The 22,928-nt window shown below is 61.8% G+C and carries 26 protein-coding genes and 1 pseudogene; 23 read left to right on the top strand and 4 right to left on the bottom strand.

All coding sequences use genetic code 11. The annotated features are described in order from the left end of the window. Positions 1-4: 4 nt before the first annotated feature. The 13 genes from flhF to M5G18_RS17775 all read left to right on the top strand — a co-directional run bounded on the left by flhF (position 5) and on the right by M5G18_RS17775 (position 12,265). Positions 5-1,345, top strand: coding sequence for a flagellar biosynthesis GTPase FlhF (gene flhF / locus M5G18_RS17835; RefSeq protein WP_085747102.1), 1,341 nt, complete (start codon positions 5-7; stop codon positions 1,343-1,345). A gap of 113 nt (positions 1,346-1,458) precedes the next feature. Continuing rightward, positions 1,459-2,289, top strand: coding sequence for a flagellar synthesis regulator FleN (gene fleN / locus M5G18_RS17830; RefSeq protein WP_003222917.1), 831 nt, complete (start codon positions 1,459-1,461; stop codon positions 2,287-2,289). Further along, positions 2,286-3,026, top strand: coding sequence for an RNA polymerase sigma factor FliA (gene fliA / locus M5G18_RS17825; protein WP_007951959.1), 741 nt, complete (start codon positions 2,286-2,288; stop codon positions 3,024-3,026). Before fleN ends, fliA begins: the two co-directional genes overlap by 4 nt. Before the next feature lie 167 nt (positions 3,027-3,193). Further along, entirely contained in the window at positions 3,194-3,565 is a 372-nt protein-coding gene (locus tag M5G18_RS17820; protein ID WP_064378627.1) for a chemotaxis response regulator CheY, read from the top strand. Positions 3,566-3,583: 18 nt separating this feature from the next. After that, entirely contained in the window at positions 3,584-4,372 is a 789-nt protein-coding gene (locus M5G18_RS17815) for a protein phosphatase CheZ (RefSeq protein WP_007951961.1), read from the top strand. A 39-nt stretch (positions 4,373-4,411) separates the two neighbouring features. Continuing rightward, positions 4,412-6,682, top strand: a complete 2,271-nt coding sequence (locus tag M5G18_RS17810) for a chemotaxis protein CheA (protein WP_273896659.1) — start codon at positions 4,412-4,414, stop codon at positions 6,680-6,682. 49 nt (positions 6,683-6,731) lie between these two features. Further along, on the top strand, positions 6,732-7,868 hold the full coding sequence (locus M5G18_RS17805; protein ID WP_007959216.1) for a protein-glutamate methylesterase/protein-glutamine glutaminase: 1,137 nt from the start codon (positions 6,732-6,734) through the stop codon (positions 7,866-7,868). Further along, entirely contained in the window at positions 7,868-8,608 is a 741-nt protein-coding gene (locus M5G18_RS17800; protein WP_039769734.1) for a flagellar motor protein, read from the top strand. Before M5G18_RS17805 ends, M5G18_RS17800 begins: the two co-directional genes overlap by 1 nt. 12 nt (positions 8,609-8,620) lie before the next feature. Beyond that, positions 8,621-9,511 carry a flagellar motor protein MotD gene (motD, locus tag M5G18_RS17795; RefSeq protein WP_007959218.1) on the top strand — a complete coding sequence of 297 codons (891 nt, stop codon included), beginning with the start codon at positions 8,621-8,623 and terminating at the stop codon, positions 9,509-9,511. A 43-nt stretch (positions 9,512-9,554) separates the two neighbouring features. After that, positions 9,555-10,343, top strand: a complete 789-nt coding sequence (locus M5G18_RS17790; protein ID WP_273896663.1) for a ParA family protein — start codon at positions 9,555-9,557, stop codon at positions 10,341-10,343. Between the two features lie 2 nt (positions 10,344-10,345). After that, complete coding sequence (locus tag M5G18_RS17785) at positions 10,346-11,299, top strand: CheW domain-containing protein (RefSeq protein WP_273896665.1); 954 nt, start codon at positions 10,346-10,348, stop codon at positions 11,297-11,299. 84 nt (positions 11,300-11,383) lie between these two features. Continuing rightward, complete coding sequence (locus M5G18_RS17780; protein WP_007959223.1) at positions 11,384-11,869, top strand: chemotaxis protein CheW; 486 nt, start codon at positions 11,384-11,386, stop codon at positions 11,867-11,869. Continuing rightward, complete coding sequence (locus M5G18_RS17775; RefSeq protein WP_007959226.1) at positions 11,870-12,265, top strand: DUF2802 domain-containing protein; 396 nt, start codon at positions 11,870-11,872, stop codon at positions 12,263-12,265. A 57-nt stretch (positions 12,266-12,322) separates the two neighbouring features. Here M5G18_RS17775 and M5G18_RS17770 read toward each other — a convergent pair whose 3' ends face one another. Together M5G18_RS17770 and fliK are read right to left on the bottom strand one after the other, a co-directional pair. Beyond that, entirely contained in the window at positions 12,323-12,652 is a 330-nt protein-coding gene (locus tag M5G18_RS17770) for an EscU/YscU/HrcU family type III secretion system export apparatus switch protein (protein WP_007959228.1), read from the bottom strand. Next, the gene (fliK, locus tag M5G18_RS17765; protein WP_273896669.1) at positions 12,649-14,223 is read right to left on the bottom strand and encodes a flagellar hook-length control protein FliK; all 1,575 of its coding nucleotides are present in this window, start codon (positions 14,221-14,223) and stop codon (positions 12,649-12,651) included. The genes M5G18_RS17770 and fliK overlap by 4 nt, the downstream gene beginning before the upstream one ends. Positions 14,224-14,420: 197 nt before the next feature. On the opposite strand from fliK, the gene ccmA reads away from it, so the two are divergent. The 10 genes from ccmA to M5G18_RS17715 all read left to right on the top strand — a co-directional run bounded on the left by ccmA (position 14,421) and on the right by M5G18_RS17715 (position 21,804). Next, complete coding sequence (gene ccmA / locus M5G18_RS17760) at positions 14,421-15,056, top strand: cytochrome c biogenesis heme-transporting ATPase CcmA (protein ID WP_007959232.1); 636 nt, start codon at positions 14,421-14,423, stop codon at positions 15,054-15,056. Further along, on the top strand, positions 15,053-15,721 hold the full coding sequence (ccmB, locus tag M5G18_RS17755; RefSeq protein WP_007959235.1) for a heme exporter protein CcmB: 669 nt from the start codon (positions 15,053-15,055) through the stop codon (positions 15,719-15,721). Before ccmA ends, ccmB begins: the two co-directional genes overlap by 4 nt. Before the next feature lie 78 nt (positions 15,722-15,799). Then, entirely contained in the window at positions 15,800-16,555 is a 756-nt protein-coding gene (locus M5G18_RS17750) for a heme ABC transporter permease (RefSeq protein ID WP_011333084.1), read from the top strand. Then, entirely contained in the window at positions 16,552-16,728 is a 177-nt protein-coding gene (ccmD, locus tag M5G18_RS17745) for a heme exporter protein CcmD (RefSeq protein WP_011333085.1), read from the top strand. Before M5G18_RS17750 ends, ccmD begins: the two co-directional genes overlap by 4 nt. Then, the gene (gene ccmE, locus M5G18_RS17740) at positions 16,725-17,180 is read left to right on the top strand and encodes a cytochrome c maturation protein CcmE (protein WP_273896677.1); all 456 of its coding nucleotides are present in this window, start codon (positions 16,725-16,727) and stop codon (positions 17,178-17,180) included. Before ccmD ends, ccmE begins: the two co-directional genes overlap by 4 nt. Positions 17,181-17,183: 3 nt before the next feature. Next, entirely contained in the window at positions 17,184-19,172 is a 1,989-nt protein-coding gene (locus tag M5G18_RS17735; RefSeq protein ID WP_127797311.1) for a heme lyase CcmF/NrfE family subunit, read from the top strand. Then, positions 19,169-19,705: a DsbE family thiol:disulfide interchange protein gene (locus tag M5G18_RS17730; RefSeq protein WP_085611514.1), complete on the top strand. Its 537-nt coding sequence runs from the start codon at positions 19,169-19,171 to the stop codon at positions 19,703-19,705. Before M5G18_RS17735 ends, M5G18_RS17730 begins: the two co-directional genes overlap by 4 nt. Continuing rightward, the gene (locus M5G18_RS17725) at positions 19,702-20,172 is read left to right on the top strand and encodes a cytochrome c-type biogenesis protein (RefSeq protein ID WP_011333089.1); all 471 of its coding nucleotides are present in this window, start codon (positions 19,702-19,704) and stop codon (positions 20,170-20,172) included. Before M5G18_RS17730 ends, M5G18_RS17725 begins: the two co-directional genes overlap by 4 nt. After that, positions 20,169-21,371, top strand: a complete 1,203-nt coding sequence (gene ccmI / locus M5G18_RS17720) for a c-type cytochrome biogenesis protein CcmI (protein ID WP_007959249.1) — start codon at positions 20,169-20,171, stop codon at positions 21,369-21,371. The genes M5G18_RS17725 and ccmI overlap by 4 nt, the downstream gene beginning before the upstream one ends. Before the next feature lie 25 nt (positions 21,372-21,396). Next, on the top strand, positions 21,397-21,804 hold the full coding sequence (locus M5G18_RS17715; protein WP_273896679.1) for a hypothetical protein: 408 nt from the start codon (positions 21,397-21,399) through the stop codon (positions 21,802-21,804). Positions 21,805-21,856: 52 nt separating this feature from the next. On the opposite strand, the pseudogene M5G18_RS17710 reads toward M5G18_RS17715, so the two are convergent. Next, a pseudogene (locus M5G18_RS17710) lies at positions 21,857-22,388 on the bottom strand (VapC50 family PIN domain-containing toxin). A 51-nt stretch (positions 22,389-22,439) separates the two neighbouring features. Beyond that, on the bottom strand, positions 22,440-22,907 hold the full coding sequence (locus tag M5G18_RS17705) for a helix-turn-helix domain-containing protein (protein ID WP_273896681.1): 468 nt from the start codon (positions 22,905-22,907) through the stop codon (positions 22,440-22,442). Positions 22,908-22,928: the final 21 nt, after the last annotated feature.

The raw sequence follows: 22,928 nt of genomic DNA, 5'->3' as shown, positions 1-22,928 counted from the left end.
GTTTATGCAAGTTAAGCGTTTTTTCGCCGCCGATATGCGTCAGGCCATGAAGCTGGTTCGTGATGAGCTGGGCGCTGATGCCGCCATCATTGGCAACCGCCGCATCGCCGGCGGCGTCGAGCTGACGGCGGCGCTCGATTACAAACTGTCGGCGCTGGCCCCGCGTGTTCCGAACATGGAACTCGAGGATGAGCTGCGCAAGACTCAGTCGCGCATCGTTACCGCCCAGGCCGAACTGAGCCTGCGTGGCGAAGCCGACGGCAACACCAATCGCCAGTTGTTCGCCGGGCTGCCGTTGACGGCCGGCCTGCCGCTGACCGCTGCCGAGCCGCTGACCGAACCGACCTACGAAGCGCCGGCCCGTCCAGCCCCGGCGCCTGCAGCGGTTTCCGCTGGCGTTGACCCGCGTGCTCTGGACTCGATGCGTTTCGAGCTCAACAGCCTGCGCGAACTGATGGAAGTGCAACTCGGCACCCTGGCCTGGAACCAGCTGCAAGGCAGCCGTCCGGCCCAGGCCAATCTGTACCGTCGTCTGCAGCGCATCGGTTTGTCCGGCCCGTTGTCCCGCGATCTGCTGTCGATGATCACCGAGATCGACGAACCGCGTCAGGCCTGGCGCATGCTGCTGGCGCACCTGGCACGAATGATTTCCGTGCCGGAAGTCGAGCCGCTGGAAGAGGGCGGTGTGATTGCCATGGTCGGTCCTGCCGGCATGGGCAAAACCACCACCCTCGCCAAACTGGCCGCCCGCTACGTGCTCAAGTACGGCGCGCAGAACATCGCGCTGGTGAGCATGGACAGTTTCCGTATCGGCGCGCAGGAGCAGCTCAAGACTCTGGGCCGCATCCTTAACGTTTCGGTGACCCACGTCGATCCGGGCCAGTCCCTGGTGCAGGCGCTGGATCCACTGCTGCGCAAACGCGTGGTGCTGATCGATACCGCCGGCCTGCAAGCCAGCGATCCGGCCCTGCGCATGCAGCTGGAAAGTCTGGCCGGTCGTGGCATTCGGTCGAAAAATTATCTGGTGCTGGCAACCACCAGCCAGAAACAGGTTCTAACCGCCGCTTATCACAGTTACAAGCGTTGCGGGCTGGCCGGGTGCATCCTGACTAAACTGGATGAGACGGCAAGCCTTGGCGAAGTGCTGAGCCTGGCGATCAGTCACGAACTGCCGGTCGCCTACCTGACCGATGGGCCGCGTATTCCGGATGATCTGCATCTGCCGCGCCGTCATCAACTGGTCAGCCGCGCCGTCAGTGTGCAAATGCAGGAAGAACCCAGCGAAGAAGCCATGGCTGACATGTTCGCTGATATCTACCACAGTCCGACCAAGCAGGTTGGCTGAGGTAATGAACCGTTTTTGTACCTACATCGATGGTCTGCCATGCATTGTTCCGGTTGTGAACGCGCAGCCAGTAATGTGGCCTCCGTCTATGCAAGACAAGGTAAAGAAATAACATGGGCAGCATGCATCCCGTACAGGTGATCGCGGTGACCGGCGGCAAAGGTGGCGTCGGCAAGACTAATGTGTCAGTGAACTTGTCCCTGGCGCTGGCAGAGCTTGGCCGTCGGGTCATGCTGCTGGACGCCGACCTGGGGCTGGCGAACGTCGACGTTCTGCTGGGCCTCACACCCAAACGCACCCTGGCCGACGTGATCGAAGGCCGCTGCGAGCTGCGCGACGTGCTGTTGCAAGGCCCCGGCGGGATCCGCATCGTGCCGGCCGCTTCCGGCACCCAGAGCATGGTTCACCTGAGCCCGGCCCAGCATGCCGGCCTGATTCAGGCGTTCAGCGACATCGGCGACAATCTCGACGTGCTGGTGATCGACACCGCTGCGGGTATTGGTGACTCGGTAGTCAGTTTCGTTCGCGCAGCGCAAGAAGTGTTGCTGGTGGTCTGCGACGAGCCGACCTCGATCACCGACGCCTACGCGCTGATCAAGCTGCTCAACCGCGATTACGGCATGAACCGCTTCCGCGTCCTGGCCAACATGGCCCAGAGCCCGCAGGAAGGTCGCAATCTGTTCGCCAAGTTGACCAAGGTCACGGATCGCTTCCTCGACGTCGCCCTACAATACGTCGGCGCTGTGCCCTACGACGAAAGCGTGCGCAAGGCGGTGCAGAAGCAGCGTGCGGTCTATGAAGCCTTCCCGCGTTCCAAGTGCGCACTGGCGTTCAAGGCGATCGCACAGAAGGTCGACACCTGGCCGCTGCCCGCCAACCCGCGCGGCCACCTCGAATTTTTCGTCGAGCGCCTCGTGCAGCAAACGGCAGGACCTGTGCTATGACCGCCAGCGGTATGAACCTTTACAAAAAGTCGGCGCGTGACGCGCAGTACGAGCTGATCGAGCGTTACGCGCCACTGGTCAAACGCATCGCCTACCACTTGCTGGCGCGACTGCCGGCCAGTGTGCAGGTCGAAGACCTGATCCAGGCCGGGATGATCGGCCTGCTCGAAGTCTCGACCAAATACGACGCCAGCAAGGGCGCCAGTTTTGAAACGTACGCGGGCATCCGGATCCGTGGTGCGATGCTCGATGAAGTCCGTAAGGGGGACTGGGCGCCACGCTCGGTTCACCGCAATACCCGTATGGTCAGCGACGCGATTCGCTCGATTGAAGCTAAAACCGGCCGTGACGCTAAAGATCACGAAGTTGCGGCCGAACTCCAATTGAGTCTCGACGATTACTACGGGATTTTGAACGACACCCTGGGCAGCCGGCTGTTCAGTTTCGACGACCTGTTGCAGGACGGCGAACACGAAGGGCTGCACGAGGATGGCGCCAGTGCTCATCTGGAGCCGTCGCGCGATCTGGAAGACGAACGTTTCCAGGCCGCGCTGGCGGACGCGATTGCCAATTTGCCGGAGCGTGAGCGACTGGTGTTGGCGCTGTACTACGACGAAGAGCTGAACCTCAAGGAGATCGGTGAAGTCCTTGGCGTCAGTGAATCGCGGGTCAGCCAGTTACACAGCCAGTGCGCGGCCCGCTTGCGGGGGCGTTTGGGGGAGTGGCGAGCGCGCTGAAGGCAGTGTGGGGACACTGCGAACGAGGCTGGTGCGGTGGTGAACGGCACCGGTCTTGCTCTGTTGTGCTCCAGACAGTCATCGAGTGTTTTGCCGGATTGATTGAAATGGCGCGTCCAGGTGCTGGACGCGTTTAAGACTGCTTGGAGGTCGAATTGAACAAAGACATGAAAATCCTCATCGTTGATGACTTCTCAACGATGCGGCGGATCATCAAGAACCTGTTGCGTGATCTCGGGTTCACCAACACCGTTGAAGCCGACGATGGCGTCACCGCCATTCCGGTGCTCAACAGCGGCAGCATCGACTTTCTGGTGACCGACTGGAACATGCCCGGCATGACCGGTATCGACCTGCTGCGTCACGTGCGCGCCGATGAAAAGCTCAAGCACTTGCCAGTGCTGATGGTGACCGCTGAAGCCAAGCGCGAGCAGATCATCGAAGCGGCCCAGGCCGGCGTGAACGGCTACGTGGTCAAACCTTTCACGGCCCAGGCGTTGAAAGAAAAAATCGAGAAGATTTTCGAACGCATCGGCTGATGAACGCGCGGGGGAGCTATGGAGCATAAAGAATCTTCACAGGGCGACTTCGAGTCGACCCTGAAAAAACATGCGGTCGAACTGGTCGAAAGCCTTGAAAAGGGCAGGTTCGGCGACGCTGTGCAACTGATCCATGAGCTCAATCAGACCCGTGACCGTGGCCTGTACCAGGAAGTGGGCAAGCTCACGCGTGAACTGCACAGTGCGATCGTCAATTTCCAGATCGATCCGCACATGCCGCAGGCTGAGGAAGTGTCGCAAATCACCGACGCTACCGAGCGCCTGGGCTACGTGGTCAAACTGACCGAAGCTGCTGCCAACCGCACCATGGATCTGGTGGAAAGCGCGACCCCTGTGGTCAATGGCCTGGCTGACGAAGCCCAGGCCTTGAGCGCCGATTGGGGCCGCTTCATGCGCCGTGAGGTCGGGGCTGAAGAGTTCCGTGAACTGGCGCGCCGGGTCGACGGTTTTCTGGCACGCAGCAGCGCGGACAACCGCGCCGTGTCGAGCAATCTGAACGACATTCTGCTCGCCCAGGATTACCAGGACCTCACAGGTCAAGTGATCAAGCGCGTGACCCAATTGGTCACCGAAGTCGAAAGCAACCTGCTCAAGCTTGTGCTCATGGCCAGCCAGGTGGACCGCTTTGCGGGCATCGAACATGACCGTGCGGCGATGCTTGCTGAAAAAGATCCACAAAAACATCTCTCGCAGGGTGAAGGTCCGCAGATTCATGCCGATAAACGAGAAGACGTTGTGTCCGGTCAGGACGATGTGGACGATTTGCTATCCAGCCTTGGATTTTGAGTTTTTTTGGGTTTTTAGACCTGTAGGAGCACCCCATTAATGAGCTTCGGCGCCGATGAAGAGATCCTTCAGGATTTCCTGGTTGAGGCCGGCGAGATTCTTGAGCAACTGTCCGAACAACTGGTCGAGCTGGAAAGCCGCCCGGATGACGCAGATCTGCTCAACGCAATTTTTCGCGGTTTCCACACTGTAAAAGGGGGCGCCGGCTTCCTTCAGCTCAACGAGCTGGTGGAGTGCTGTCACATCGCCGAAAACGTGTTCGACATCCTGCGCAAGGGTGAACGACGCGTCGATGCAGAACTGATGGACGTGGTGCTCGAAGCGCTGGACGCGGTGAACAGCATGTTCAGCGAAGTCCGCGATCGCAGCCCGATCACCGCCGCCACCCCGGAACTGCTGGCCGCCCTGGCGCGTCTGGCCGAACCGCAATCGGCGGATGAAGCCCCGGCTTCGCCTGTTGCCGAGATGATCGAAGAACTGGTCGTCGAAGGCGATTCGGGCGACATCACCGATAACGAATTTGAACAGTTGCTGGACTCGCTGAACGCCGTCAAGGCCGAAGCCGAAGCCCCGGCGGCTGCCGCTGCACCTGCTTCCGATGAAGCGGCCAGTGATGAAATCACCGACGCCGAGTTCGAGTCGCTGCTCGACCAGTTGCATGGCAAAGGCCAGTTCGCGGCCGACGCCGTGGCTCCGGCTGCTGCGGCACCTGCTGCTCCGGCGGCGGGCGACAGCTCGGACATTACCGACGACGAATTCGAAGCCTTGCTCGATCAGTTGCACGGCAAGGGCAACTTTGCTGTTGATGCGCTGGAGTCGGCGATTGCTTCGGTTCCTGCGCCTGCTGCTCCGGCAGCCGCTGCGGCCGGTAGCGATCTGATCACCGACCACGAGTTCGAATCGCTGCTCGACGATCTGCATGGCAAAGGCAAGTTCACTGACGTCGCCACCGGTGCTGTCGTGACTGCCGGCAATGCTTCGGCGGTTGCAACGCCTGCTGCGAAGGCCCCGGCCGCTGCGGCAAAACCTGCTGCGAAAGCGCCTGAGCCGAAAGCCGAACCGGCCAAACCGGCTGCCGCTGCTGCACCGGCTCCGGCCCGTGCACCGGCGACGCCGCCACCGGAAAAACCGGCGAGCGAAGCCGAGACCACCGTTCGCGTTGATACCGCGCGTCTCGACGAAATCATGAACATGGTCGGCGAGCTGGTGCTGGTGCGTAACCGTCTGGTGCGCCTGGGCCTGAACAGCGGCGACGAGTCGATGCAGAAGGCCGTGTCGAACCTCGACGTGGTCACCGCCGACTTGCAGACCGCCGTCATGAAGACCCGGATGCAGCCGATCAAGAAAGTCTTCGGCCGCTTCCCGCGTCTGGTTCGCGACCTGGCACGCCAGCTCAAGAAAGAGATCAACCTGGAACTGGTGGGCGAAGAGACCGACCTCGACAAGAACCTCGTCGAGGCGCTGGCCGACCCGCTGGTCCACTTGGTGCGCAACGCGGTCGACCACGGCATCGAGTCGCCGGAAGAGCGTGAAGCTTCGGGCAAGGCCCGTGGTGGCAAGGTGATCCTGGCGGCCGAGCAGGAAGGCGACCACATCCTGCTGTCGATCTCCGACGACGGCAAAGGCATGGATCCGAACGTCCTGCGCGCCATCGCCGTAAAACGCGGTGTGATGGACAAGGATGCCGCCGATCGCCTGAGCGACACCGAGTGCTACAACCTGATTTTCGCCCCGGGTTTCTCGACCAAGACCGAGATCTCCGACGTGTCCGGCCGCGGTGTCGGCATGGACGTGGTGAAGACCAAGATTTCCCAGCTCAACGGTTCGATCAACATCTACTCGACCAAGGGCCAGGGCTCGAAGATCGTCATCAAGGTACCGCTGACGCTGGCGATCATGCCGACCCTGATGGTGATGCTCGGCAACCAGGCGTTCGCGTTCCCGCTGGTGAACGTCAACGAAATCTTCCACCTCGACCTGTCGACCACCAACGTGGTGGACGGCCAGGAAGTGGTGATCGTGCGGGACAAGGCGCTGCCATTGTTCTACCTCAAGCGCTGGCTGGTCAGCTCCGCCGCTCACGAAGAGCAGCGCGAAGGCCATGTGGTGATCCTTTCGGTGGGCACCCAGCGGATCGGCTTCGTCGTCGATCAACTGGTCGGCCAGGAAGAAGTGGTCATCAAGCCATTGGGCAAGATGCTCCAGGGAACTCCGGGCATGTCCGGCGCCACCATTACCGGTGACGGCCGCATTGCACTGATTCTCGATGTTCCGAGCATGCTCAAGCGTTACGCCGCACGGCGTATTTGAATCCGGGGCGGCGGGGCGACAACGTCCCGCCGCACCTAATGGAGTGTTTATGGCAGTCAAAGTCCTGGTGGTGGACGATTCGGGTTTTTTCCGCCGCCGCGTCTCGGAAATTCTTTCAGCGGATCCGAGCATCCAGGTTGTCGGCACGGCAACCAACGGTAAAGAGGCGATCGATCAGGCCCTGGCCCTCAAGCCGGACGTGATCACCATGGACTACGAGATGCCGATGATGGATGGCATCACGGCCGTGCGGCACATCATGCAGCGCTGCCCGACGCCGGTGTTGATGTTCTCCTCGCTGACGCACGAAGGCGCCCGGGTCACCCTGGATGCGCTGGATGCAGGCGCGGTGGATTTCCTGCCGAAGAATTTCGAAGACATCTCCCGCAACCCGGAGAAGGTCAAGCAACTGCTGTGCGAGAAGGTCCACAGCATCTCGCGCAGTAACCGTCGTTTCAGTGCCTACAGTGCGCCGGCACCTGCCGCTGCACCTGCACCTGCGCCGACTCCGGCCGCGGCGCCGTCGAGCTTTGGCAGCCACAGCGCTCCGGCCCGTCCGGCACCTGCGCCTGCACCGACTCGCGCGCCAGCGGCCAGCGCTTCGTCGCCGGCCCCGAAACGCAAGAACTACAAGCTCGTGGCGATTGGTACGTCGACCGGTGGCCCGGTAGCCCTGCAACGTGTGTTGACGCAGTTACCGGCGAATTTCCCGGCGCCGATCGTGCTGATCCAGCACATGCCGGCAGCCTTCACCAAGGCCTTCGCCGAGCGTCTGGACAAGCTGTGCCGCATCAGCGTCAAGGAAGCCGAGGATGGCGACATCCTGCGTCCGGGCCTGGCGCTGCTGGCACCGGGTGGCAAACAGATGATGATCGACGGCCGTGGCGCGGTGAAAATCCTGCCGGGCGACGAGCGTCTGAACTACAAGCCGTGCGTGGACATCACCTTCGGTTCTGCAGCCAAATCCTACAGTGACAAAGTTCTGGCGGTCGTACTGACCGGCATGGGCGCCGACGGCCGTGAAGGTGCACGCCTGCTCAAGCAGGGCGGCAGCACGGTCTGGGCTCAGGACGAAGCCAGTTGCGTGATCTACGGCATGCCGATGGCCATCGTCAAAGCTGACCTCGCCGACGCGGTGTACAGCCTGGACGATATCGGCAAGCACATCGTCGAGGCATGCGTCTGATGGATGTTCTAAGCCTTATCGGGATCATCATGGCGTTCGTCGCCATCATCGGCGGCAACTACCTGGAAGGTGGTCACCTCGGCGCGCTGGCCAACGGCCCGGCGGCGCTGATCGTGCTCGGCGGCACCATCGGTGCCGCGCTTTTGCAATCGCCGATGAGCGCGTTCAAGCGCGCCATGCAGATTCTGGCCTGGATCTTTTTCCCGCCGCGTGTGGACCTGGCCGGTGGCATCGACCGCGTAGTCAACTGGAGCCTCACCGCCCGCAAGGAAGGCCTGCTGGGTCTGGAAGGCGTGGCGGATGCCGAGCCTGATGCCTACTCGCGCAAGGGCCTGCAACTGCTGGTCGACGGCGCCGAGCCGGAAGCCATCCGCAGCATCCTCGAAGTGGATTTCTACACTCAGGAAGCCCGCGACATCGAGGCCGCCAAAGTGTTTGAAAGCATGGGCGGCTACGCGCCGACCATCGGCATCATCGGTGCGGTGATGGGCCTGATCCACGTGATGGGCAACCTGGCCGATCCGTCGCAACTGGGCAACGGTATTGCGGTCGCGTTCGTCGCCACCATCTACGGTGTGGCCAGTGCCAACCTGATCCTGTTGCCGGTGGCTGCCAAGCTCAAGTCAATCGCGTTGCGACAGTCGCGTTATCGCGAAATGTTGTTGGAAGGGATCTTGTCGATCGCTGAAGGTGAAAACCCACGCTCCATCGAGTTGAAGCTTCAGGGCTTCATGGATTAAGGGACTAACCTCATGGCACGTCGTCGCCAGCATGAAGAGCACGTAAACCATGAACGTTGGCTGGTTTCCTACGCCGACTTCATCACCTTGCTCTTTGCCTTTTTCGTGGTGATGTACTCCATCTCGTCGATCAACGAAGGCAAGTACAAGATCATCTCCGAAGCGCTGATCGGGGTTTTCACCGACTCCGACCGCGCGCTCAAGCCGATCCCGATCGGTGAAGAACGACCGAAGACCGTGACCCCGGCCAAGCCGCTGGTCAAGGACGCCGAACAGGTTGACGCCGGCATCGCCGGGGCCAGTGATCCGCTGAAAAGCATTGCCGATGACATCAGCGCCGCGTTCGGCGATCTGATTTCCTCGAACCAGATGACCGTGCGCGGCAACGAGCTGTGGGTCGAGATCGAACTCAACTCCAGCCTGTTGTTCGGCAGCGGTGATGCGATGCCGAGCGACATCGCGTTCAACATCATCGACAAGGTCGCAGCGATCCTCAAACCGTTCGACAACCCGATCCACGTCGAAGGCTTCACCGACGATCAACCGATCCGCACCGCGCAGTACCCGACCAACTGGGAACTGTCCTCGGCGCGTTCGGCGAGCATCGTGCGCATGCTGGCGATGCAAGGTGTAAACCCTGGCCGTATGGCCTCGGTGGGCTACGGTGAGTTCCAGCCAGTGGCCAATAACGCCACCGCCGAAGGCCGGGCGAAGAACCGTCGTGTGGTGCTGGTGGTGTCGCGCAATCTCGATGTGCGCCGCAGCCTGACCGGCACCGGAACCGCCCATGCGCAACCGGATGCCGCGTTGAAGCGTGCTGGCACACAAACTGCACCGACCCCGGTCAAGACGCCGGGACGCGAGAGTGCCGTCAATTCTCCGTCGCCCGCATTAATACGCTGAACCATGTCTCGGCCGAGTATCCCGGCCGGGAGGAACGATCTGAATGAGAGTCTGGGCAGTCGCCAATCAAAAGGGTGGTGTTGGTAAAACCACTTCTTCCATCGCTTTAGCCGGTTTGCTGGCAGAGGCGGGCAAGCGCGTGGTCGTGGTCGATCTCGACCCGCACGGCTCGATGACCAGCTATTTCGGTTACGACCCCGACAGCCTGGAACACAGCAACTACGACCTGTTTCTGCACAAGGGCATTGTGCCGCAAGGCCTGCCGGGCCAACTGCTGTTGTCGACCAGCGATGAACGCATTTCCCTGTTGCCGTCGAGCACTGCGCTGGCCACCCTCGAGCGTCAGTCGCCGGGGCAGAGTGGCCTGGGCCTGGTGATCGCCAAGAGTCTGGCGCAGCTGTGGCAGGACTTCGATTACGCGATCATCGACAGCCCGCCGTTGCTCGGCGTGCTGATGGTCAACGCCCTGGCCGCGAGCCAGCAACTGGTGATCCCGGTGCAGACCGAGCACCTGGCCGTCAAAGGCCTGGAGCGCATGGTCAACACCCTGGCGATGATCAACCGCTCGCGCAAACAGGCGCTGCCGTTCAGCATCGTGCCGACCCTGTTCGACCGCCGTACTCAGGCGTCGATGGGCACCTTGCGCGTGCTGCGCGACAAATTTCCCGACGAGATCTGGCAGGGTTACATCCCGGTCGATACCCGTCTGCGCGACGCCAGTCGTGCCGGTGTCACCCCTTCGCAGTTCGACGGCAAGAGCCGTGGCGTGCTGGCCTACCGCGCGCTGCTCAAGCATCTGCTGGCGCAGCAACTCGTTCCGCAGGTGGCTTGAGCATGAATCGGCCGATCAAGCTGACGTCGAAGCCGCAACTGGCGCTGCAGTCCTATCTGGACGGCTTGCTGCAGGAAGTGCCGGACGAGGTCGAGCAGGAAGTCGCAGCGCCGGTCGAGGTGGTCGAGACCGCCGCGGCGCTCGATGAATTCCAGGCCGCCGTGCTTGAAGAGCAGGCCCGGGATGCGCAAAAGGCCGCCCGGCCGGTCGCCCCGATTGCAGCGCCTGCCGCTGTAGTAGCCAAGGCGCCTGCGACGTTGATCAAAGAGCCTGAGCCGGTGCGAGTGGTATCGACGCTGGCGCCGCTGCTGCAAACCCAACTTCTGCAAACGCCTCCAGTTCCAGTAGCACCAGAGCCAGAACCTGAAGCACCTGCGCCAGCCCCGGTCGAACCGACCCTGGTTGCGCCGCTGGTGGAAGTGCATCTGCCGCCCAGCAACACGCCGCCACCGGTGGAAACCGACGGTCGACCCGCTTGGGCTTCGGAAGCCTTCGAATGCCTGTTGTTCGACGTGGCCGGCCTGACGCTGGCGGTGCCGCTGGTGTGCCTGGGCTCGATCTATTCGCTGGCCGGCCACGAGCTGACGCCATTGTTTGGTCAGCCGGAATGGTTCCTCGGGATTCTGCCGAGCCAGGCCGGCAACCTGAAGGTGCTGGACACCGCACGCTGGGTCATGCCGGATCGCTACCGCGATGACTTCCGTCAGGGCCTGCAATACGTGATTTCGGTGCAGGGTTACGAGTGGGGCCTGGCGGTGCATCAGGTCAGTCGCTCGTTGCGCCTGGACCCGAATGAAATCAAATGGAGAAGTCACCGGGGTCAGCGGCCATGGCTCGCCGGCACGGTGATTGAACACATGTGCGCCTTGCTCGATGTCTCCGCTCTGGCCGAGTTGATCGCCAGCGGTGGGGCAAAGCACATGTCCGGCAGTAAGCCGAACCACAAACCGACATAACACTTACATAACAGACATGTACCGGCATTCACCGCCGGCACACGAGACACACACCGCCATTGCGGTATTTCGAGGGGCTAGGGTATGAACGACAAGGCTACGGCGGCAAAGGGTTCCGAAGATCCGATCCTGCAATGGGTGACCTTCAAGCTGGACAACGAAACCTACGGCATCAACGTGATGCGCGTACAGGAAGTCCTGCGCTACACCGAGATCGCTCCGGTTCCGGGTGCACCAAGCTACGTGCTGGGCATCATCAACCTGCGCGGCAATGTGGTGACCGTGATCGATACCCGTCAGCGCTTCGGCCTGATGAGCGGTGAGATCAGCGACAACACCCGTATCGTCATCATCGAAGCCGACAAGCAAGTGGTCGGCATCATGGTCGACAGCGTGGCTGAAGTGGTTTACCTGCGTCAGTCGGAAATCGAGACCGCACCGAACGTCGGTAACGAAGAGTCGGCCAAGTTCATCCAGGGCGTGTGCAACAAGAACAACGAGTTGCTGATCCTGGTCGAGCTGGACAAGATGATGAGCGAAGAAGAATGGTCGGAACTGGAGAACATCTGATTGATTCTCGAGGTAGCGGTCATTGTCCTGTTCCTGTTCTGGGCAGGCACGCTGGCGATGTTTCTGGCGTACATCAAGGCGCAGCGCGTAATCGCTGCGCAACAGGCGCAGGGCGATGCGCTGCGTGATCAGCGCATCAAGGACCTGGCCAAGCGTGTCGACGATTACCAGAACGGCAACGTGCGCATGGGCGAAGCCCTGCACGAGCTGCGCTCGGTGGTCGGTCCGATCCCGGACAAACTCGCCCAGCTCGAACAGCGCGACCCTTCCAGCCTGTCGTTCGCTCAAGCGGCGAAACTGGTGGGAATGGGCGCGAGCGTCGATGAGCTGACCCAGTCCTGCGGGTTGACCCAGGCTGAGGCGGAGTTGATGCGCAAGCTGCATAGAAGCAGCTAAAAGCCTGAAGCCGGAACGAAAAAAACGCAGTCATCGATGACTGCGTTTTTTTTGCCTTCAGTAATCGTCGCCGCGTTCGGTGACGTCTTTCTCGACCATCGGTGCATCCGGGTTGTGTCCCGCCGGGAACTTGCCCTTGAGGTTCCAGGCGAACGCGATGATCTCGGCGATCGTGCGGTAAAGCTCTTCGGGGATGCTGTCGCCCAGTTCCATCCGCGCCAGCAGTTTCACCAGTTCGGCGTTTTCGTAGATCGGCACTTCACAGTCGCGGGCGATCCGCAGGATTTCTTCGGCCAGTTCTTCGTCGCCCTTGGCGGTAAGAGTCGGGGCGTGGCTGCCGTCGTATTTGAGGGCGATGGCCTGGCGTGGAGCGGTGGTGTCATTCATGCGGTTTCGTCGACCCAGCGGTGTTCGAGGCGGGTTTGGATGCCTTGCGGCGGGGTGCCGAGGTGGCAGTCGAGGTCGCCGACGTTCAGCCCGGAATCCAGCAGGCGCTGACGCAGGGCGGTCAGGTTGCTTTCGATCAGGCTCGCGGTGTACGGCCGCTCGGCCCATAGCTGGCTGGACAGGCTGCCGCTGATCAATTGCGCCTGAATCTGCATCGGCCCCAGCGGTTCCATGTCGAACGCCAGATCGACGCGCCACAGTTGTTGTTTCGGTTCGCGCTCATCGCGGCGCTGCTCGTTGGCTTCCTGTTTTTCCGGCGCTTCCTCGCGCTGGAACTTGACCTGCAACGGCACGATGTCCTGCAGATTGCGCATCGGGATTTCCAGTTGCCAGGTGCTGAGCAGGCGGCCGTCGTCGGTGACGCCGGTCTGTTCCAGACTCGACAGTTGATGACTTTGCAGGCGCGACACGGCGGCTGCGGCGAGGCGTAGCAAATGTTCCAGATCGCCTTCGCCCTCAAGACTTTGCAGCAGCCGGTCGGGCAGCGGGAAACTGCTCGGCACCGGTTTCGCGCTGACCTGACCGAGCATGCCGAGGGCGTTGCGCACGAAACTCGGCAATGCCTGAGCCAGAGTGTTGGCGGCGATGATCGCATTCAGATTGGTGTTGCCGGGCAGGCCGGGGGTGATCTGGGCGATCAGCTTGAGCAGATCGGCTTTCATGTCCGGGGCCAGCGTTGGGGTCTGCCCGGTCAGCAGTTTGGTCTCAAGGAACACGCCGCTGTTGGCCAGCGCCTGGGCCAGACCTTTCGGGGTGCTCAGTTGCTGCACGTCCGGCAGGTTGGCGAGCAGTTTGTCCACGGCGGCGCGCAAATCCTGGGACGTCTGATCGGTGGCGGGGGGCAGGTTCTGGAGCATTTTCAGCAAGCCGTCGAGCGAGCCCTGACGGCTTTGCTGACTGACCAGTTGCTGGCTGACCGCCAGTTGTTCCTGGCGATTGCTCAGCGGCAGGAACTTCAGGGTCTGCGAGTCCTGCACCAGCGCCGACAGCAAGGTGCCGATGCGCAACGGTTGCGGGCTGTCGATGCTCAGGGTGCTGCCGCTCAACGCGGTGTTGAGCAGGCTGACCATCGAGCGGTAAACCGTCGGTTGGCCCGCTACCTGCGGCAAGACCTGAGCCGTCAGCACCTTGCCTTGCAGCAGCGTGCCGACCGGCAGTTGCGCGGTGTCGATGCGGGTGAGGGTGGCGACGCTGCTGGCGATGGCCTGTTGCACGGTGATCGCCAGATTGCCCGCTGACGGCTGGGTGATCGCCAGGCTGGTGCCCTGGGGCAGCGGAAGATTGCTGGTCGCCTGCACGGTGGTCTGACGGCCGCTGTCCAGCGTCACCTTGAGCAGCAACTGAAAGGTCTGATCCGCCTGCTTGAGCGACAACACCTCGGCCTTGGCGCTCTGGCCGGCGGCAATCAGCCCGTCGACCGGCGTCAGCAACTTCAACAGCTCACCCACCTGCGGGCGAACGGTCGCCGGGGTGGTGGGCGGGAGCGGGAGGATGTTCATTTCGCCTGTCATACGCGGACACAACCTGAGGAAAATGCACTCGGGGGAGCGGGGGACGCCATGTATAATGCCGCCCGTCCTTCCATTCGTTCAAAAAACATAGCAATTGTTTGACGCAGCTCTCTGGATTGAGCCGTCAATGCATTTATGCTGCAACTCTTTAACGGCCGCGCCAGAGCCGACTTGAACCGTATAAGGCCCGTGAACCCTTGACCAGTCCTGTCCTGCAAACCGTTGCCCTCGCGTGTGAACGTGATCTCAGACTGCTCTTCGACAATCTCGAATTGAGACTGGCCAGTGGCGATATGGTGCAGATCAGCGGCCCCAACGGCAGCGGCAAGACCAGCCTGCTGCGATTGCTGGCCGGTCTGATGCAGCCGACCGACGGTCAGGTGCTGCTCAACGGCAAGCCGCTGGGCGAGCAACGCAGCGAGCTGGCGCGCAACCTGCTGTGGATCGGCCATGCCGCCGGGATCAAGGATCTGCTCACGCCGGAAGAAAACCTCGCCTGGCTCTGCGCCCTGCATCAACCCGCCGAACGCGACGCGATCTGGCAGGCGCTGGCGGCGGTTGGATTGCGCGGTTTCGAGGATGTTCCCTGCCACAGCCTGTCCGCCGGCCAGCAGCGCCGCGTGGCACTGGCGCGGTTGTATCTGGACAGCCCGCCGTTGTGGATTCTCGACGAACCGTTCACTGCGCTGGACAAGCAGGGCGTGGCACAGCTTGAAGAGCACCTGGCCGGGCACTGCGAACGGGGAGGGCTGGTGGTGCTCACCACGCACCACACGCTGAGCCGGATGCCGGCCGGTTATCGCGACATCGATCTGGGGAATTGGGCGGTATGAGTGTGTTCGGCCTGCTGGTTGCCCGTGAATCCCGACTGCTGTTCCGCCGCCCGGCGGAGCTGGCCAATCCGCTGATTTTCTTCGCCATCGTCATCGCGTTGTTCCCGCTGGCCGTCGGACCGGAAACTCAAGTATTGCAAAACTTGTCCCCGGGGTTAGTCTGGGTGGCGGCACTTTTGTCAGTCCTGCTCTCGCTGGACGGGCTTTTCCGCAGTGATTTCGAAGATGGCTCCCTTGAACAGTGGGTCCTTTCGCCGCACCCCCTGCCACTTCTGGTATTGGCCAAGGTGCTGGCACACTGGCTTTTTTCCGGGCTGGCACTGGTTTTGCTCTCGCCGTTACTGGCGTTGATGCTCGGGTTGCCGGCTGCGTGTCTGCCGGTTTTGCTGCTTTCGTTGCTGCTGGGAACACCAGTGCTGAGCTTGCTCGGCGCGGTGGGCGCGGCACTGACGGTCGGTCTGAAACGCGGTGGCCTGTTGCTGGCGCTGCTGATTCTGCCGTTGTACATCCCGGTGTTGATCCTGGGCAGTGGCGCCTTGCAGGCGGCGTTGCAGGGCATGCCGGCGATTGGTTATCTGTTGTGGCTTGGTAGCCTGACCGCCCTGGCAATAACCCTGACACCCTTTGCAATAGCTGCTGGCCTGAAGATCAGCGTCGGCGAATAATGAGGTCTGGTTAAAATTTAACCAGCAAAGACCCTGAGACTGCTCACACCGATGAGCGGCACCCGTGATGGAAACAGTATGAACTGGACCTGGTTTCACAAGCTCGGCTCGCCCAAGTGGTTCTACGGCATCAGCAGCAAGTTCCTGCCGTGGTTGAGCATCGCAGCGTTGTTGCTGATCTGCGTTGGCGTCATCTGGGGCCTGGCCTTCGCGCCGCCGGACTATCAGCAAGGCAACAGCTTTCGCATCATCTATATCCACGTGCCCGCCGCGATGCTCGCTCAGTCGATCTACGTGATGCTGGCGGTGTGCGGTGTGGTCGGGCTGGTGTGGAAGATGAAACTGGCCGACGTCGCTCTGCAATGCGCCGCACCGATCGGCGCGTGGATGACCGCCGTGGCGCTGGTCACCGGGGCGATCTGGGGCAAGCCGACCTGGGGTTCGTGGTGGGTCTGGGACGCGCGTCTGACCTCGATGCTGATTCTGCTGTTCCTGTATTTCGGCGTAATTGCGCTGGGCAACGCCATCAGCAACCGCGACAGCGCCGCCAAGGCCTGCGCGGTGCTGGCCATCGTCGGTGTGATCAACATTCCGATCATCAAATACTCGGTGGAGTGGTGGAACACCCTGCACCAGGGCGCGACCTTCACCCTCACCGAAAAACCGGCGATGCCCGTTGAAATGTGGCTGCCGCTGCTGCTGACGGTGCTGGGTTTCTACTGTTTCTTCGGCGCCGTGCTGTTGCTGCGCATGCGCCTTGAAGTGCTCAAGCGCGAAGCCCGCGCCAGTTGGGTGAAAGAAGAAGTGCAGAACAGCCTGGAGGCCGCTCGATGAGTTTCGCGTCATTCGGCGACTTCCTCGCCATGGGCCATCACGGCCTGTATGTCTGGTCGGCCTACGGCATCTGTCTGGCGGTACTGATCCTCAACGTGGCGGCGCCGATCGCGGCCCGCAAGCGTTATCTGCAACAAGAGGCGCGTCGTCTGCGCCGGGAGAACGGCAAGTGAATCCGCTGCGTAAAAAGCGTCTGATCATCATCCTGGCAATTCTGGTCGGGGTCGGCGCTGCCGTCGGCCTGGCCCTGAGCGCCCTGCAGCAGAACATCAACCTGTTTTACACCCCGACTCAGATCGCCAACGGCGAAGCGCCGCAGGACACCCGCATCCGCGCCGGCGGCATGGTCGAGAAGGGCTCGCTGCAGCGTTCCACAGATTCGCTGGACGTCAAATTCGTGGTCACCGACTTCAACAAGTCCGTGACCATCACCTATCGCGGGATCCTGCCGGACTTGTTCCGCGAAGGGCAGGGCATCGTCGCGCTCGGCAAGCTCAACGCCGATGGCGTGGTGGTCGCCGATGAAGTGCTGGCCAAGCACGACGAGAAATACATGCCGCCGGAAGTGACCAAAGCCCTGAAGGACAGCGGTCAATCCGCGCCAGCCCCTGCGAAGGAGGGTTGATCGATGACATCCACCATTTTCATTCCCGAGCTCGGCCATCTGGCGATGATTCTGGCGCTGTGTTTCGCGCTGGTGCAGGCCGTCGTGCCGTTGCTCGGTGCCTGGCGCGGCGACCGTTTGTGGATGGGCCTGGCCCAGCCGGCAGCGTGGGGGCAGTTCGCGTTTCTGCTGTTCGCCTTCGGTTGCCTGACCTATGCGTTCATGACCGACGATTTCTCCGTGGCTTACGTCGCGATGAACTCCAACAGCGCGCTGCCGTGGTACTACAAGTTCAGCGCGGTGTGGGGCGCCCACGAAGGGTCGCTTCTGCTGTGGGCGTTGATCCTCGGCGGCTGGACCTTCGCGGTGTCGGTGTTCTCGCGGCAGTTGCCGCAAGTGATGCTCGCTCGCGTGCTGGCAGTGATGGGCATGATCAGCACTGGTTTTCTGCTGTTCCTGATTCTGACGTCGAACCCGTTTTCGCGGATCCTGCCGCAGATCCCGGCCGACGGTCGTGACCTCAACCCATTGCTGCAGGACATCGGTCTGATCGTCCATCCACCGATGCTCTACATGGGCTACGTCGGTTTCTCGGTGGCGTTCGCGTTCGCCATCGCCGCATTGCTCGGCGGTCGTCTCGATGCGGCGTGGGCTCGCTGGTCGCGTCCGTGGACCATCGTCGCCTGGGCCTTCCTCGGCATCGGCATCACCCTCGGTTCGTGGTGGGCCTACTACGAACTCGGCTGGGGCGGCTGGTGGTTCTGGGACCCGGTGGAAAACGCCTCGTTCATGCCATGGCTGGTGGGCACGGCGCTGATTCACTCGCTGGCGGTCACCGAAAAGCGTGGCGTGTTCAAGAGCTGGACGGTGTTGCTGGCGATTGCCGCGTTCTCCCTGAGCCTGCTCGGCACTTTCCTTGTGCGTTCCGGCGTGTTGACCTCGGTGCACGCGTTTGCCTCCGATCCTGAGCGCGGCGTGTTTATCCTGATCTTCCTGCTGTTTGTGGTCGGTGGTTCGCTGACCCTGTTTGCGCTGCGCGCGCCGGTGGTCAAGAGCCAGGTCGGCTTCAACCTGTGGTCGCGGGAAACGCTGTTGCTGGGTAACAACCTGGTGCTGGTGGTGGCGGCGTCGATGATCCTGCTCGGCACGCTGTATCCGCTGATTCTCGATGCGATCAGCGGCGCCAAGCTGTCGGTCGGCCCACCGTACTTCAACGCGCTGTTCATTCCGTTGATGGCGCTGCTGATGCTGGTGATGGCGGTCGGCGTGATCGTGCGCTGGAAAGACACCCCGGTTAAATGGCTTGTCAGCATGCTGACTCCGGTGCTGCTGGGCAGTGTTGCGCTGGCGGTGGTGGCCGGTGTCGCTTACGGCGATTTCAACTGGGCGGTGATCGCGACGTTCCTGCTCGCGGCCTGGGTGTTGCTGGCCGGTGTGCGCGACATCTTCGACAAGACTCGCCACAAAGGTCTGATCAAAGGCCTGCCGACCCTGACCCGCAGCTACTGGGGCATGCAGATCGCGCACCTCGGGATCGCCGTCTGCGCGCTGGGCGTGGTGTTGTCGAGCCAGAACAGTGCTGAGCGTGACCTGCGTCTGGCACCGGGGGAGTCGATGGATCTGGCCGGTTATCAGTTCGTGTTCGAAGGCGCCAAGCATTTCGAAGGCCCGAACTTCACCTCCGACAAGGGCACCGTCCGGGTGATCCGCAACGGTCAGGAAGTCAGCGTGCTGCACCCGGAAAAACGCCTGTACACCGTGCAGAACTCGGTGATGACCGAGGCCGGGATCGACGCCGGTTTCACCCGCGACCTCTACGTTGCGCTAGGCGAACCGCTGGGCGATGGCGCCTGGGCGGTGCGGGTTCACGTCAAACCGTTTGTGCGCTGGATCTGGTTCGGCGGTCTGCTGACCGGTTTCGGTGGTTTGCTGGCGGCGCTGGATCGGCGTTATCGAGTGAAGGTCAAAGCCAAAGTGCGTGAAGCGCTGGGCATGGAAGGAGCCGCTGCATGAGACGTTGGTTGATGCTGGTGCCATTGGCGATTTTCCTGCTGGTGGCCGTATTCCTTTATCGCGGTCTGTACCTGGATCCGGCGGAGCTGCCGTCGGCGATGATCAACAAGCCGTTCCCGGAGTTTTCCCTGCCGGCGGTGCAGGGCGACAAGACCCTGACCCGTGCCGACATTCTCGGCAAGCCGGCACTGGTCAACGTCTGGGGCACCTGGTGCATTTCCTGCCGGGTCGAGCATCCGGTGCTGAACAAACTCGCCGAGCGCGGCGTGGTGATCTACGGCATCAACTACAAGGACACCAACGCCGATGCGTTGAAGTGGCTGGCCGAGTTCCACAATCCGTATCAACTGGACATCCGCGACGACGAAGGATCCCTGGGCCTGAACCTCGGTGTCTATGGCGCGCCGGAAACCTTCTTCATCGACGCCAAGGGCATCATCCGCGACAAGTACGTCGGCGTGATCGACGAGCAGGTCTGGCGGGAAAAACTGGCGGCCAAGTATCAGGCGCTGGTCGATGAGGCCAAGCCATGAAGCGCTTTTTAGCTGCCATGGTGCTGGGCTTGAGCCTGGCCGGTGTGGCCCACGCCGCCATCGACACCTACGAGTTCGCCAAAGAAGGCGATCGCGAGCGTTTTCGCGAACTGACCAAGGAACTGCGCTGCCCGAAATGCCAGAACCAGGATATCGCCGATTCCAACGCGCCGATTGCCGCCGACCTGCGCAAAGAGATTTTCCGCATGCTCGGCGAGGGCAAGGACAATCAGCAGATCATCGACTTCATGGTCGATCGCTACGGTGATTTCGTCCGCTACAAACCGGCGCTCAATGCCAAGACCGCGTTGCTGTGGTTTGGTCCTGCTGGACTGCTGCTGGGCGGTTTTGTCGTCATCGCGGTGATCGTCCGCCGCCGTCGCGGACAACGCGCCGAGACGCCGCAATCGCTGTCCCCTGAAGAGCGTCAGCGCCTCGACCAACTGTTGGATAAAAACCAAGAATGATTGATTTCTGGCTTGCCGCAGGGCTGTTGCTTCTGGTCGCCCTGAGTTTTCTGCTGATCCCCGTCCTGCGTGAACGTCGCGCCCAGCGTGAAGAGGATCGAACCGCTCTCAACGTCGCCCTGTATCAGGAACGCGTCGCCGAACTGCAATCGCAGCAGGCCGAAGGCGTACTCGATGCTGCGCAAATGGACAGTGGCCGTGCCGAAGCAGCCCGTGAATTGTTGGCCGATACCGAAGGTGTGGCGCCGGCGCGGGTTTCGCGTTTGGGCAAGCCGTTGCCGCTGCTGGCAGCGGTGCTGGTGCCGGTGTTGGGCCTCGGTCTGTATCTGCACTTTGGCGCGAGCGACAAGGTCGAACTGACCCGCGAGTTCGCCCAGGCGCCGCAGTCGATGGAAGAGATGACTCAGCGTCTGGAGCGCGCAGTCGCTGCGCAACCGGATTCGGCTGAAGGCGTGTATTTCCTCGGTCGCACCTACATGGCCCAGGATCGTCCGGCGGACGCGGCGAAGATGTTCGAGCGCGCCGTCAATCTCGCCGGTCGTCAGCCGGAGCTGCTCGGCCAGTGGGCGCAGGCCCAGTACTTCGCCGACAACAAGAAATGGTCGGACAAGGTCCAGGCCCTGACCGATGAAGCGCTGAAAGCCGATCCGAAAGAAGTCACCAGTCTCGGCCTGTTGGGCATCGCCGCGTTCGAAGGCGAGCGCTATCAGGAAGCCATCGACTACTGGAACCGTCTGCTGGCGCAACTGCCGCCACAGGACAAATCCCGCGAGGCCCTGCAGGGCGGCATCACCCGCGCCACCGAAAAACTGCAAGCCAGCGGCGGCAAGGTCGCCCAGGCACCGGCGGCGAAAGCGGCGGCGTTGTTGAAAGTGCGTGTGGATCTGGCCAGCGAGCTCAAAGCCAAGGTGCAACCGGGTGACAGCGTGTTCATTTTTGCCCGCGCTACCTCGGGCCCACCGGCACCGCTGGCAGCCAAGCGCCTGACCGTCGCCGACCTGCCGGTGACCGTCGAACTGGGCGATGCCGACGCGATGATGCCGCAATTGAAACTGTCGAACTTCCCCGAAGTCCAACTGGTTGCGCGCATCTCACGTGCCGGTCAGCCGACCGCCGGTGAGTGGGTCGGCCGCAGCGGGCCTCTGGCCAGTAGCACCACCGCGCCGCAGACATTGACCATCGACAGCCCGGACAAATAGCCGGACACAACAGGAACGCACCGCCATGAACGCCATCGCCCGAATCACAGTCCTCACACTGGCCCTGGGCTTGAGCGCATGTGCGGTGCAACGACCGGAGCCCACCACACGGCTGCCTCCGATCCCGCCGTCACAGCCGAGCCCGACCCCGTCGACCACCCCGACGCCGAGCAAACCGGGCGTCCCGGCCAAACCCGCCAAACCGGTCCCGCGCACCTCCGCCAGCTTCGCCCCGCCACCGGGCGGCAACAGCCACTGGGACCAGAAACTGGGCGTATACGTGCTCGACGACCAGACCAACACCTTCTACCGCCAGCGCACTTACTACCGCTGGAACAACGGCTGGAGCCGCTCGATCAGCCCCAACGGCCCGTGGGAAGAAACCAACATCCACGGCGTACCGGCGGGACTGGGCAAGCAGTTCGGGCAGTAATGAAAAACGGCGATCTTTGGATCGCCGTTTTGCTGTGTGGGGTGATGAGTTTTTAAAGGATCGCGTGATAGCCGCTCAGTGCCTGAACCGACTTAACCAGGCCTTGTCGTTGCAGTAGATCAAGAAAGGGTTCGACGTCCATGGCAGGCATTTTCAGCTGCCGACGCTGTTTTTGGGCCGCTGCAACCACTGCTGCCGGATCAAGCCCCAAGAGGTTGTCGACGAACTCGTCCGGATGCTGAGCTTCGATGCCGAAAGGCTCCAGCGCTTTGCAGGGAAAGTCTTTCTGGTTGAACGTCACTATCACGCTTGCGCCGCAACGGATGGCCGCCGCCAGAACATGACGATCATCGCAGTCGGGCAAGGTGAGGCCGGCAATCAGGTCTTCATAGTCATGGACACAGGCGTCGGGTATCGCTTGATCCATCAGGCCGGACGTACGATCCAGCTGTTCCATCGTCAGGTCAGGGCGGTTCTTCAGCAGATTGCGTTTCCATTCGCAGTGAATCTCCTGGGTCCATCGCGCCCGAAATCGCCCCGAGAGGGCAAGCCACATGAGGAAGTCTCTCAAGGGGGGGGGACAAGACGCATGCATCGGCTTTTCATTGGCGAGGCAGCAGTAAAAGAAGAATGCCTCACTCGTATCCTGTCTTTAACGCCTGAGCTTGCTCTGCGAGAAGCGCCATTGCCTGCTCGCTGGCGGTGGTGCGCCGGGTCTTATAGTCCATCAGATCGGCAAAGCGCACACGTCGGTGCTTGCCTGTTTTGTGGTAGGACAACTCGCCGCTTTCCAGCAGTTTTATGAGGTGTGGACGTGAGACGTTGAGGAGGTCGGCGGCTTCCTGGGTCGTCAATTCGGCATGCACCGGTACGACCTGAACCGCGTTGCCGGCTGCCAGCTCCGCCAGAATGTCGATCAGCAAGCGCAGGGCCGAGGTGGGCAGTTCGACGCGATGAGCTTCATTCTGCTCGTCGAAAATCTGGATGTGCTGAGTCTCGAAATGGGTCGCGAGGTAAGCCGCCAGGGCACGCTGCCCTTCAATGGCGGCTTTTACTTCGCGTTCTACGGGGAGGGTGATGGAGGGATGAATAACGGTCGACATGGCGAGTCCGGCTTTGGAAAT

It is taken from the genome of Pseudomonas aphyarum (assembly GCF_028657055.1).
Lineage (GTDB): Bacteria > Pseudomonadota > Gammaproteobacteria > Pseudomonadales > Pseudomonadaceae > Aquipseudomonas > Aquipseudomonas aphyarum.
This window is presented reverse-complemented; position numbering and strand designations above follow the sequence as displayed.